Raw genomic sequence first — 12,106 nt, forward strand, 5'->3', positions numbered from 1 at the left:
GCCCTCCCGCTCAGCCTGGCGCGACCGTGTCGACCACTTCAAGCAGGCGCCTGCCGGCGGCGTGCCAGGTGAAGCGGGCGACGAAGGCGCGGCCGTCCCGGGCGAGGCGCGCGCGCAGGCCGCTCTCGTCGCGCAGCCGCAGCAGTGCCGCCTCCCAGGCGGAAGGATCGTGCGGGTCGGCCTGCAGCGCGCCGGGGCCGCACACTTCCGGCAGGGCGCCGCAGGGCGCGATCACCGCCGGCGTTCCCAGCATCAGCCCCTCCACCGGCGGCAGGCCGAAGCCCTCGGTGAGCGAGGGCGTGCAGACCGCGAGCGCGTTCTCCTGCAAGGCGCGCATCTCGCCATCATTGACATAGCCGGGGAAGACGACATTGGCGCCCGCCGTCACCCCGGCGGCGGCGAAGGCCGCGCGCCCGGTGCCGCCCACCAGGACCAGCGTCATTCCCGCCAGCGCCGGGCGGGCGAAGGCGCGGATGAGCAGCGGGATGTTCTTGTGCGGCATGAGATTGGCGAGGGCCAGCGCGTAGCCGCGCGGCGCCAGCCCGAGCCGGGCGAGAAGCTCCGTCTGCGGCGGCGCCCGCAGCACATGGTCGGCGCCATTGGGGATGACATGCACCCGCTCCGCCGGGGCGAGGCCGAGGCCGACCAGTTCGGATTTGGCGAAGTCCGACACGGTCAGCAGCCCCAGCTGCCGCCGCCCGGCGGCGCGGGCCTGCCACTGCCCCGCCAGCCTTCCCGCAAAAGCGTAGGACCGGGGCGCGGTGAAGGCCTGGGCGTCGTGCAGCAGGGTCAGGCCGTTGCGCAGGACGAGGGGCGAGCGGTTGCACAGGTTCAGCAGGACGCCCCCGCGCGCGTGCCAGGGGAGGGAAATCTGTTCCCACGCGTTGCCTTTCAGCCCCCCCACGGGATGGGTCTGGATACCGGGACCATGGGCGAGCTGCGCAAGGCCCGGCGGCACCAGCAGGCACAGCTCCCGGTCGGAGATAAGAGGCGCGAGGGCTTTCACCAGCTCCAGCGCCACCCGATGCACGGCCGTCGGCCCGGCAGAGATGAACTTGCCGTTGATGAACAGCGGGGCCTTGCGGGCCATGCCTACAGCTCCAGAATGCGGCGCGGATCGGCACGTCCGACGAGAATATCACGCACCGCCAGCCAGTTTCCCGTCAAGCGTCCCTTCCGGTCAATCCACGGTTCGGGGCGCAGAACCCGCGCCGTATTGGCCGCCAGGCTGCGCAGCATCAGCCGATAGGCGAAGCGGGTCGGCATGGAGCCCTTGCGCCAGAGATACCAGGGATTGGCGATCTGGCTGTAACCCAGCCGCCGGCCATTGCGCTCCCGTCCGGCCTTCTCGCCGCAATGCACGCCATAGAACGCATCGGTATAGACGAGCCGGCCTGCGAGCCGCCCGCCGAAGTCGATATCCTCCTGCCAGCCATAAAGCGGCAGGTTCTCGTCGAAGCGTGTGGCGCCGATCGACGCGCGTCGGTACGCCATGTTGCAGCCATAGAGGCCGGGATGCGGTGCCGACACGCTGAGTTGCGGTTCCTCCCCGCGCGCGTCCTCCGCCTCCACCAGTTGCACCGCCGTGCGGGGCGCTATGCCGGGGCCGTTGATGCCGTCGGCCAGCAGGCGGCCGCTGGCCCCGTCTATGTCGCCATGTGTGGCGAAGAAGCGCGCCACGCCGGCCACCAGCCGCCGCGAGGGAACGTAGTCGTCATCTAGGAACAGCACGATATCGATATCGGCCGGCAGGTGATCGAGCGCCCGGTTGCGCTGCTGGCAGGAGCCGCGCGGCCCGAAGAGCGCGATCAGCGGGAAAGGGTAGGGGCGTTCCGGCGGCGCGTCGGTCGGTGTTTCCAGCGACAACAGCACGCAGGCGGGGAGCCGGCTCTGCAGCGCCAGGCGGTCCAGCAGCGTCTCGACGTTCCTCGCCCGCCCGAGCGAGGCGACGACGATGCCGACGGAGAGTTCCCCGCTCGCCTTCATCAGCGCCGGCCCCTGCGGCTGTGGACGAGGCGGAAGGTCGGCGCCGGCAGGTCGATGATCACCGCGCATCTCCCGTGAGGCGGTCGGCGAGCTGGCGCCACTGGCCGAGAACCCGCTCGCGATCGAACTGGGCGAGATGGGCCCGGCTGCGGGCCACACGTTCGGCCCTTTCTGCGGGAGGCATCCGCGCCAGGGCGCGCATGCCCGCCGCGATCGCCTCCACATCCGTGGCGTCCGCGCGCAGCGTCGACGGCCCGCCGACTTCGGCGAGAACGCTGCTTTCCGTCACCAGGCAGGGCAAATCGTGCTCGATCGCCTCGATCACCGGCATGCCGAAGCCCTCCAGCCGGCTCATCAGCACGAATCCGCTGGCATGGCGATAGAGCCAGCGCAGTTCGGGTTCGCCGGCATAGCCGCGCAGGATGACGCCCTCGGTCTTCATGCCCAGCGCAATGGCCTCATCCGCACCGGGCTCGTGCCCGCCCGCCAGCACATAATGCCAGCCCTGGGCGGCGAGGCCGCTGCGGGCGAAGGCCTCGATGCAGAGCGCCTGGTTCTTGCGCCGGCCGAGGCTGCCGACGGTGAGCAGAAACGGGGTGCCGTGATCGGCGGGCGGTGACACCGACGTCGCGGACATTTCCTGCCGCACGGGAATGTAGATGACGGTGGAGGAAGGATAGTCCTCGCCGAAAAGCGCGTGGAATGCCTGCTGCGAGGTGCGGCTGACGAACACCATATGCGGCCGTGCCGCGCGGATCGCCGCATAGGCACCGGCGTAGAGTTCGTCGACGCGGGGGGCGAACTCATCGGGATGGGTAAGCGGACCGACATCGTGGCAAAGGACGATGTCCCGCTCTTGCAGCCGGTGGCGCAGCACGCTGAGCGGATCGAGATGGAGCGTGGGATAAGGTGTCCGCAGCCGCGGCAGCGGCGCGGCGAGCTGAGGTTCGAAGGCACGCGCGATGGTTTCCCAATGCGTCAGCCGCCCGGCGAGGCGACGACCGAGATCGCTGCGGGGGAACTGCCTCAGCCGGCCATAGCGCACCGAGGCGACCCGCGCGCCGAGCGTGGCGATGATTTCCCGGCCGAGAAACAGCTTCCCCGTCCGGTCGTTGAAGGCGAGGGAGAAGTCGACATCAAGAGGCATGAGGCCCGCGCGCCTCGCTGGCGATCACGGCGGCGTGGCCGGGCGGGGACGGAACAGGCGGGGGCATCGGCTCAATGGGCATTGCGGTGGATGATGACGCGGACGGTAAGCAGCAGCACCTTAACATCCATCCAGAGCGACCAGTTATTGATGTATTCGAGGTCTGCGGCCACGCGGGCCTCAATGTCCCGGCGGCTCTGCGTCGCACCGCGCAGACCGCGGATCTGGGCGAGGCCGGTCAGGCCCGGTTTCACCGCATGGCGGCTCCAGTAATCGGGAACCAGTTCCCAGAACAGCGCGCCTTCCGCGCGGGAGCCCAGCGCATGTGGACGCGGCCCGACCAGGCTCATATTGCCGATCAGCACGTTGAGAAGCTGCGGCAGCTCGTCGATGCTGGTACGCCGCAGGAAACGCCCGACGCGGGTGACGCGGCCGTCGCCGCGCGAGGCCGAAACCTGACCGGTGGCGTCGGTCGCCTCGCGCCGCATCGTCCGCAATTTGAAGCAGCGATAGGGACGGTTGTTGCGCCCCACCCGTTCCTGCACGAAGAAGGCCGGGCCAGGGCTGTCGAGCTTCACCAGCAGGGCGGCCGCGACAATGGTCGGGGCAGCCGCCACGAGGAGAGGCAGGGTCACGGCGAGATCGAACACCCGCTTGGTCAGACGCTCGGTGAGCGAGAGCGGGCCACGCGACACCAGCAGGGTCGTCTGCTCGTTCCAGCGTGACAGCGACAGAGGCTCGAACCCGCCGAGATCGACCACGACCTCGCTTTCAAAGCCGCTCAGCCGCATCGCCTCGGTCCATTCGAGCCGCTCGCGCGCGTCCGAGAAGGCGAGGACCACGCGGTCGGCATAGCCGATTCTCTCGCTGAGGGCGGCGAAGAAGGCGGGATCGTCGCGGCGCGGCGTCAGGCCGGCGCCGCCCACCTCCACATAGGTCGTCAGGTCATCGCCTCCGGGCGCCTCTGTGTCGCGTCGATCGGTCAGGACCACCAGGCGCGGCGCTACGAAGGGGAGAAGCCAGCTGCGCGTCAGCAGGGTGGCCATCATCCGGCCCATGCCGATCAGCGCGAAAGCCAGCAGGAAGCTGTAGCCGATTTCGAGGCGCGAGAGCCGGCTGCCCACTTTCAGCGCGAAAAGAGCGGTGAGGAACAGCCCGGCGGTAATCAGCAGGGCAGTGAAGCTGGCGGAGAGGGCGCGGCTGAGCGAGGTCGCCGCTTGGACCGCATAGGCCCGCAGGCTCACCGCGGCCAGAAAATAGGTAGGGGCCAGAAAGAAGAAGATCTGCCAATTGCCGTCAAAGGGCGAGCCATGGCGCAGCGCCGCGCCGGCCAGGCAACTGCCGGCGAGGGCGAGCAGGTCGGTGGCGGCGAGCCCGGCGGTGAGGCAGACGCGAAGGGAGTCGCGGTAGCGCGTCAACCGATCGGGCGCGGGTTCCGTCGGCGGTACGCTGGCGGCCGCCTCGCGGATGCCGCCATAAGCGCCGAGGACCTCCATGCGGCTGCCTTCCCTGCAATGCTTGCCGCGATGGGGCGGCGATCACCGCTCATCAGCCGGCAAATAAACCGTTCACATGCTTTGTCGCGGCCGGGCATGACCGCTGAACGACGGTGTTCCGGAACGCGTACCGCTCATCCTCGCCAAGAGGCCGGTGGCGCCCGACCAGCCTATGCGCGATCAACCTGTCAGGCTTCTTATGCCGCTTCTATTGCTATGGTATTTGCATAGCAGATAGAGTTGTCGGCGTGCAACATTTTGGGTGCAATTTGCGCCTGTCGGACGAGGCATTGTCAAACAAAACGGTTAATGCGTACTGATGCGATTTTAGAACGTTTTTAATTCGATAGTCCCTGGATAGTGAAGGGGTGCCTGGGAAGGACATGACGCAAGGAGAGGTGGCGATTGTTTTCGGCGGGGCCGGCTTCATTGGCTCGCACCTGTTGCGGCGGCTGGCGCGGGCGTGCCCCGCGCGGCTGATCAGCGTCGATATTCGCCCGCCGACAGTCCCGGTCCCCGGCGTCGACTATCTGACGGGCGATGTCCGTGATCTCGCTGCCTTCTCCGTCGATGGCGAGGTGGCGACGATCTTCAATCTCGCGGCGGTCCACACCACGCCGGGCCATGCCGACCATGAATATTACGAAACCAACATAAGCGGGGCGCTGGAAGTCTGCGCCTTTGCCCGGCGCCGGAAGGTGCGGACGATCGTTTTCACCAGTTCGATCTCGGTCTATGGCCCTGGCGAGGACACGAAGTCGGAAGCCTCGCGGCGCGCGCCTGAATCCGCCTATGGACGCTCGAAAGCGATGGCGGAGGATGTTCACCGCGCCTGGCAGGCGGAAGCGGCGGAGCGGCGTCTGGTGATCTGCCGGCCGGCGGTGATTTTCGGTCCCGGCGAGGGGGGCAATTTCACCCGTCTGGCCGGTTTGCTGCGGCGCGGGCTCTTTGTCTATCCGGGGCGGCGGGACACGATCAAAGCCTGCTACTATGTCGAGGACCTCGTGGACTCGCTGCTGCACGCCGCCGCGCGGAATGAGCGCGTGCTGCTGTTCAATGGCTGCTATCCCGACCGCTACACGCTGGAGACCATCGTCGAAACCTTCCGCGCCCAGCATTTTCCGCGGGCGAGGACGTTGACCATGCCCCGTTCCCTGATGCTCGCCGCCGCGAGCGCCCTCAGGCCGCTGGCCGGCGCGGGCATCGGCATTCACCCGGAGCGTGTCATGAAGCTGGTGCGCTCGACCGATGTGGTGCCGGGCTGGCTGGACGCGCACGGCCTCGCCCGGCGCGGGCAGCTTCCACTGGCGCTGCAACGCTGGAAGGACGAGACCGCCGGCGCCTTCAACTGACCGCCTCGCCCCGACACCGTACCCTGCGAAAGACGACACATAATGAAGGTCGCCCTGGTTCATTATTGGCTGGTCGGGATGCGGGGCGGGGAGAAGGTGCTGGAATCCTTCTGCCGCCTCTATCCCGAAGCCGACATCTTCACCCTGGTTGCCGAGCCGGCTCAGCTTTCCGACACGCTGCGGCGGCACCGCATCACCACCTCCTTCCTGCAGCACATTGGCGGGCGGCGGCACTACCAGAAGATGCTGCCGCTGATGCCCTACGCGCTGGAGAGCCTCGACCTCACCGGCTACGACCTCGTGATCTCCAGCGAGGCCGGCCCGGCCAAGGGCGTGGTGACGCGCCCCGACAGCCTGCATGTCTGCTATTGCCACTCGCCTTTGCGCTATCTCTGGGACCTGGAGCCGCAATACCGCGCCGCCTCCGGCCCGCTCACCCGGCTCGCCATGTCGCTGTTCGGGCCGGGACTGCGCCAATGGGACGCGACCACGGCGGCGCGGGTGGACGCTTTCATCGCCAATTCCGCCTATGTCGCGCAGCGCATCGCCAAGTTCTACCGGCGCGAGGCCACGGTCATCCATCCCCCGGTCGATCTCGCCCGCTTCGCTCCGGTGGAGGCCATCGGCGAGGCCTATCTTTGCGCCGGTCAGATCACCCCCTACAAGAAGATCGAGCTGGCCATCGAGGCGTTCACCCGCATGGGGCGTCGCCTCGATATCATCGGCGAGGGCGCCGACGCGGCGCTGAGGCGCCGGGCGGGCCCCAGCATCCGCTTTCTCGGCCCGGTCAGCGACGCGGCGATGGCGCACCATCTCGCGCGCTGCCGGGCGCTGGTGTTTCCCGGCGTCGAGGATTTCGGCATCGTCCCCCTGGAAGCGATGGCGAGCGGGCGCCCGGTACTGGCCTTCGGGCGCGGCGGGGCCACGGAGACGGTGATCGAGGGCAAGACCGGCCTGCTGTTCCACCAGCAGACCGCCGACGCCATCATTGATGCGGTGCAGCGCTTCGAGGCGGGCGCGGTGGATGGCGCGCCGGAGGATTACCGCGCCCATGTCGCCGGTTTCGGCCGCGAGCGGTTCGAGAGCCGGATCAAGTCCTTCATTGACGAACGCCTTGCCGGGACACGATAGGGTGGGCCCGGTCGCGAAGACGGAGTGCGAGAACGCGATGAGCGTGGGTCGTTGGAAGCGCATGAGCCCCGCAGGGCTGATGCTCCTTGTCGTGCCGCTGTTTCTGTCGCTGGCGGGCTGCGCGACGGCGCCGAGCGCGCCTCCGCCGGCGGCGGACGCCGCCACCGCCACCGAATATGTCCTCGGCACCGGCGACAAGCTGCGCCTCACCGTGTTCAACGAACCGACGCTGTCGGGCGAGTTCGAGGTGAATTCCGGCGGCTTCATCTCCGTGCCGCTGATCGGCAACATCAAGGCGCAGGGTGAGACGGCGCATGGGCTGGAGACCGCCATCACGCAGAAGCTGGCCGGCGGTTACATGCGCGATCCCCGGGTCAATATCGAGGTCCTGCAGTACCGGCCGTTCTACATCATCGGCGAGGTCGCCAAGCCCGGCGAATATCCCTATCGCAACGGCATGAACATCATGAGCGCCGTCGCCGTGGCGGGCGGCTTCACCTACCGGGCGAATGATACCACGGTCACCATTCGCCGGGCGGGCCAGACGCAGGACTATTCCTATCCCGTCACCACGACGACCATGGTGCTGCCCGGCGATATCGTGCGGGTGGGCGAGAGGCTGTTCTGACGGGGTCTTGCCCGCTCACTCGGCGGTGTCGAAGCGCCGGCTCCAGCTCTGGGCGAGCCCGGCACCCAGTATCGCCCAATAGGTCAGCGCCACCGCCTGTATCTGCAGGCTGAAATCGAACGCCGCATGCGAGAGCACGGTGACGCTGGCCGCGAGCGCGACGAGGCTGATCGGATGCGGGCTCTCGCGCCGCAGCATGTTGGCGAGCGTCACCGCCAGCAGGGTGGCTACAAGGGCGGCGAGCAGGAGCGTGGCGGGAATGCCGAGCTCGAACAGCAGTTCGATATAGGTGTTGTGCGCCTTGTCCCAGTGATGCCAGGGCGAGAAGGCTTCCGCCCCGCGATAGACCGCGAACATGCGGTCGAAACTGCCATAGCCGAAGCCGGTCAGCGGCGCGTCGCGCACCGCGTCGAGCGTGCGGGCCGCCACCGCCCAGCGGGGATCGCGGGCGCCGGGCAAGGCGAAGCGTTCGCCGAGATCGTCGCCGAACAGTGCCAATGTGGCGAACAGCACGGCCAGCACCGGGGTGGCGAGCACCAGCACCAGCCAGCGCCGGCGGCTGGAGGCCAAGGCCAGCAGCATGAGCGTTAGAATCCCGCCCATGCCGGCAATGAACCCCGCGCGCGACACGGTGAGCACGAGGGCGACGCCGATGAGGGCGGCCCCGGCAAGGATCGGCAGGGCGGAGCGCAGCGTGGTCTCGACGAAGGCCGTCGCCCGCACCGCCAGCGGCAGGCTGCGCCGCCCGCCCGCGCGGCGATAGACATCGATCAGCAGGCCGATCGTGGCGATCAGCCCGATGCCGGCATAGGTGGCGTAGCTGTTCTTGTTGACGAAGCTGGAGGTCAGCTGCCCGCCATAGGCCTTCTTTTCGAACCACAGCAGCAGGTCCGGTGTCAGCGCGTGCTGGAGCAGGCCGAAAAGGGCATAGAAGACCGCGATCACCACCAGCGCGCGCAGGAAAAGGTCTGCCCGCCGCCCGTCGCGGCAAAGCTGGAGCGCGAGATAGAACGCGATTCCATGGGTGAGCAGCACGACCAGCCCGCGCAGCCCGGCATCCGGCGTGACCGAGATGCGACCCGCCACCGGACCGGCGCCGGGCAGGGGCTGCAGGGTGTCCGCCGTCATCTGCCAGAACGGGTTCTGCCAGCCCGGCGGCGCAACGGGGGAGAGCTGGAACAGGATCCAGCCGACGAGCACGCTTCCGCCAAGCAGCATCCACCACAGGCGCCGGGGCGCCACGGGGTGGCGGGCGCCGCTGACCAGCCGCCCCGCTTCGAACACAATGAGCAGCAGGGCGAACAGCGCGGAATTCGCGCCCCAGGCGACGAGGCGGTTGCTGCCGAGCAGAAACGGCACCCAGGCGAGGGCGAGAACGAGGCCGGCAAAGACGAGGTCATTATAGGTTTCCGCCCGGGTGCGGCGGGCGAGAAAGCCCGAGCCGCGCGCCCCGCCGGATGCGCCGGGCCCCGACATGCTGGGCGCGCTGCGGGAGGCGGCGGGCGGGCTCATGTGTGGATTACCCGCGCCGTCTCGCCTTCCAGCACGATGCAGGACAGGCGGTGGGTGAGATAGGCCCCGGTGTCGACATTGATGCGGTTGGCATGCATCTCCACCGCCATGACCGGCGTATGGCCGTGGACGATACGCTTGCCGTGGTCACGCGTGGAGTGGAGAAACGGGTCGCGGATCCAGATCAGGTCCTCTTGCGTCTGCCGGTCGAGCGGCACGCCGGGCCGGATACCGGCATGGCAGAAGAAATAGTCGCCGATCGCGCGGCTGACCGGCAGCTGGCGGAGAAAATCGAGATGCGCAGGCGGGATGGCGGCGAGCGCGGCCTCGCGCAGCTGCGCGTCGCGCTCCGGGCCGGTGATGTCGCGCACGGAGACGCCATAGGAAAACAGCGTCTCCACCCCGCCCATCCGCAGCCAGGGCTCCCAGTCTGCCTCGCCCGCCAGGGCGGCCAGAAAGGTGGCTTCATGATTGCCCCGCAAACAGGTCCATGACCCGTCGCGGCTGTCGTCCCTGCCCGTGGCGAGCCGGTCGACCACCGCCGCGCTGGCTTCCCCCCGGTCGATATAGTCGCCGAGAAACACGATATGGCACGGGCCGGGATGGCTGGCTCTGTCGGCGGCAATGGCGGCGAGCAGGGCGCGCAGCAGATCGTCCCGCCCGTGAATGTCGCCAATGGCGTAGACACGCGCCCCGTCAGGAACGCGTGCCGGGGCGGGTGGGCGCGAGGCCGCGCGGAAGCGGGAGAACAACATGCCGAGGCCGAGACTCATCTGGCCGCCCGTGGGCGGCGCCGCGCCGCGCACCCTACCAGCCGCCGGCGCGCGCACAAGCGCCGGCCCGGAAGCGGCGGGCCGGCCTCAATAAGCCAGGGTAACGCCCGCGAGAACGAGGTTGCGGACGTAATCTTCGGCACCGTTGATGTTGTTGAAATTGGTGTCGAAGTTCGTATAGGTATAATTGACCTTCGCTGTGGCGAAGCGGTTGATGGAATAGCGCAGTTCTGCGCCGATGACATACTGGTTGTCGACGCGGGGGAACTCGTCATAATCCTGGTTGAGATAGTCGATCCAGCCTGACATGACGATGTTGCGGCGGAACTCGTAGTCGAGCCGTACCCCGGCGGACGAACTCACCACCGCCGAGCCGCTGATGCCGGCAAATTCATAGTTCGAGGTGATCACCTGCTGGCCGGCGGTGAAGGTCGCGGTGAGCAGCGGCGACACGAACCATTGCAGATTGGCGCCGAAGGTCAGGCCGGAACTGCCGGAGAGGTCGCCATTGTCGGAGGCCCAGTTGTAGTAGCCGACGAAGGCCTCGCCGCGCGTCAGGCGCGACGGCTCGATCTTGATGCCGGTGATGACCCTGTACTCGGCGGCGTTATAGTCCGAGTCCTGCATCTCGTACCAGTGATAGGACCCGCCGACGAACAGGCTGGTGAGCGGGCTGAGCTCATAGCCGAGGCGACCTGCGAGATTATAATCGCTGCCGTTGCGATAGGCCTGGTCGGAGGGCTGGCCGTTCAGCCAGGCATCGTAGTCGCGGTAGCGGTAGTCGAAGCCGCCCGTCGCCCACATGCGGTTGAACTGTTTGTCGAAATTGACGCCGGCCGTCACCTGTTCATAGGGAAGCGGGTCGCCAAGCTTGTTCACATTGGTCTCGTCGTCGCCCGGCAATTCGTTGAGATGGGCGTAGCGGGCATAGCCGCCAATGGTGAAATCGCTGCTGACATCGATGCGCCCGCGCGCACCGGCGGCGTAATTCTCATAGTCCGCACTGCTGTAGCGGGCGTAGCTCGTGCTCTCGAAATAACCGTCGAAAGCGAGGAAATGGCGCGCCCAGTCCGACTGCAGGTCGAAGGCCGGGCGGACGGTAAAGAGCCAGCTTTCCTTCTCGTTGCTGTTGGCGGCGGTGATGTTGGTGTCATAGCCGGTTTCCAGCTTCAGCGTCGGAAACAGCACGAAGGAGCCCACGGGCACGCCGAGCGGGAGATAGTTCACCGGCTGGCGGTCGAGAACCGCCGCCCGCGCCGGATCGACTTCCACGGCCTGGCGGGTGCTTGGCGGCGCGTCCTGGGCCGGTGCCGCGCCGGGCACGGCAAGGGCGGCGAGGCCGAGCACGCCTGCGGCACGGGAGAGAGCCCTTATGAGATGAATCCTCATGAGGGGCTCGGCGTCGCTGGGGTCACGGGATTGTCCGTCTGCCCCGGGGTCGGCGTGTCGCTGCCGGACGAGCCGGCGGCGCTGCGCGGCGTGCCGGCCGCCGCGGCGTTGAACGCGCCCGTCAGCACTGCCGCCATCTGGCTGGAAAGCCCGCCCTGGCCGCCCGGCTGCGCCGTTGCGGCCTGCACCGCCGTCTGGATGGCGCCGGCCGCCCCGCTGCGCCCGTCGCCCTTGAGAGCGGAATAGGCCTGGCCGAGGCCGGTGCCGAGAACGGCGACCGCGCCGGTATTGCCGGCGGCGCCAGCTTCGACCGCGGCCGAGATGATCGCTGCGGCGATGGCGGCCACCTGCGTGTCGGTCGCGGCGCCTTCGGCCAGCCATTGCAGCGCCAGCGCCTTTTGCGGGCCGCTGAGGCCGGAGCTCATGATCGCCTTGACCTGATCGGCCGCGCTCGATGTTCCCTCGGCTGAGACCACCACGTTGAGAACCGCCTGCTCGGCGGCAGACAGCGCGGCCTGGGCGGGACCGGGCAGCAAAAGGCCGGCGGCGGGCACAAAAGCACCCGCTGTCGCCATCACCGCCAGGATGCGCGCCGCTTTGCCGATCATGCCCCGTCCGCCTCAGCTGCCCATGGTCAAAATACCAGAGCCCATGCTGCACTGCCACCCGTCCCGAGACGGTTTCGGACGATT

The 12,106-nt window shown here is 68.2% G+C and carries 11 protein-coding genes; 3 read left to right on the forward strand and 8 right to left on the reverse strand.

The window, feature by feature from the left end; all coding sequences use genetic code 11:
• Window positions 1-10: 10 nt before the first annotated feature.
• The 4 genes from J2S75_RS18670 to J2S75_RS18685 all read right to left on the reverse strand — a co-directional run bounded on the left by J2S75_RS18670 (window position 11) and on the right by J2S75_RS18685 (window position 4,629).
• Window positions 11-1,090 (reverse strand): glycosyltransferase family 4 protein, encoded by a 1,080-nt coding sequence (locus tag J2S75_RS18670; RefSeq protein WP_307022129.1) that lies wholly within the window; start codon window positions 1,088-1,090, stop codon window positions 11-13.
• A 2-nt stretch (window positions 1,091-1,092) separates the two neighbouring features.
• Window positions 1,093-1,986 carry a glycosyltransferase family 2 protein gene (locus J2S75_RS18675; RefSeq protein WP_307022131.1) on the reverse strand — a complete coding sequence of 298 codons (894 nt, stop codon included), beginning with the start codon at window positions 1,984-1,986 and terminating at the stop codon, window positions 1,093-1,095.
• 58 nt (window positions 1,987-2,044) lie between these two features.
• Complete coding sequence (locus J2S75_RS18680; protein WP_307022133.1) at window positions 2,045-3,133, reverse strand: glycosyltransferase; 1,089 nt, start codon at window positions 3,131-3,133, stop codon at window positions 2,045-2,047.
• A 71-nt stretch (window positions 3,134-3,204) separates the two neighbouring features.
• The gene (locus J2S75_RS18685; protein ID WP_307022135.1) at window positions 3,205-4,629 is read right to left on the reverse strand and encodes an exopolysaccharide biosynthesis polyprenyl glycosylphosphotransferase; all 1,425 of its coding nucleotides are present in this window, start codon (window positions 4,627-4,629) and stop codon (window positions 3,205-3,207) included.
• 383 nt (window positions 4,630-5,012) lie between these two features.
• On the opposite strand from J2S75_RS18685, the gene J2S75_RS18690 reads away from it, so the two are divergent.
• Genes J2S75_RS18690 through J2S75_RS18700 form a run of 3 tightly spaced genes read left to right on the forward strand, consistent with a single transcriptional unit; the run spans window position 5,013 to window position 7,740 of the window.
• The gene (locus J2S75_RS18690; RefSeq protein WP_307022137.1) at window positions 5,013-5,981 is read left to right on the forward strand and encodes an NAD-dependent epimerase/dehydratase family protein; all 969 of its coding nucleotides are present in this window, start codon (window positions 5,013-5,015) and stop codon (window positions 5,979-5,981) included.
• 42 nt (window positions 5,982-6,023) lie between these two features.
• Window positions 6,024-7,112: a glycosyltransferase gene (locus tag J2S75_RS18695; protein WP_307022139.1), complete on the forward strand. Its 1,089-nt coding sequence runs from the start codon at window positions 6,024-6,026 to the stop codon at window positions 7,110-7,112.
• A 37-nt stretch (window positions 7,113-7,149) separates the two neighbouring features.
• Window positions 7,150-7,740: a polysaccharide biosynthesis/export family protein gene (locus J2S75_RS18700; RefSeq protein WP_307022141.1), complete on the forward strand. Its 591-nt coding sequence runs from the start codon at window positions 7,150-7,152 to the stop codon at window positions 7,738-7,740.
• 15 nt (window positions 7,741-7,755) lie between these two features.
• Here J2S75_RS18700 and J2S75_RS18705 read toward each other — a convergent pair whose 3' ends face one another.
• The 4 genes from J2S75_RS18705 to J2S75_RS18720 all read right to left on the reverse strand — a co-directional run bounded on the left by J2S75_RS18705 (window position 7,756) and on the right by J2S75_RS18720 (window position 12,022).
• Entirely contained in the window at window positions 7,756-9,252 is a 1,497-nt protein-coding gene (locus tag J2S75_RS18705) for an O-antigen ligase family protein (RefSeq protein WP_307022143.1), read from the reverse strand.
• Complete coding sequence (locus tag J2S75_RS18710; protein WP_307022144.1) at window positions 9,249-10,025, reverse strand: metallophosphoesterase family protein; 777 nt, start codon at window positions 10,023-10,025, stop codon at window positions 9,249-9,251. The genes J2S75_RS18705 and J2S75_RS18710 overlap by 4 nt, the downstream gene beginning before the upstream one ends.
• Window positions 10,026-10,112: 87 nt before the next feature.
• Window positions 10,113-11,414 (reverse strand): YfaZ family outer membrane protein, encoded by a 1,302-nt coding sequence (locus tag J2S75_RS18715; protein ID WP_307022145.1) that lies wholly within the window; start codon window positions 11,412-11,414, stop codon window positions 10,113-10,115.
• On the reverse strand, window positions 11,411-12,022 hold the full coding sequence (locus tag J2S75_RS18720) for a hypothetical protein (RefSeq protein ID WP_307022146.1): 612 nt from the start codon (window positions 12,020-12,022) through the stop codon (window positions 11,411-11,413). Before J2S75_RS18720 ends, J2S75_RS18715 begins: the two co-directional genes overlap by 4 nt.
• Between the last annotated feature and the right edge of the window lie 84 nt (window positions 12,023-12,106).

It is taken from the genome of Ancylobacter polymorphus (assembly GCF_030813495.1).
GTDB classification, from domain to species: Bacteria; Pseudomonadota; Alphaproteobacteria; order Rhizobiales; family Xanthobacteraceae; genus Ancylobacter; species Ancylobacter polymorphus.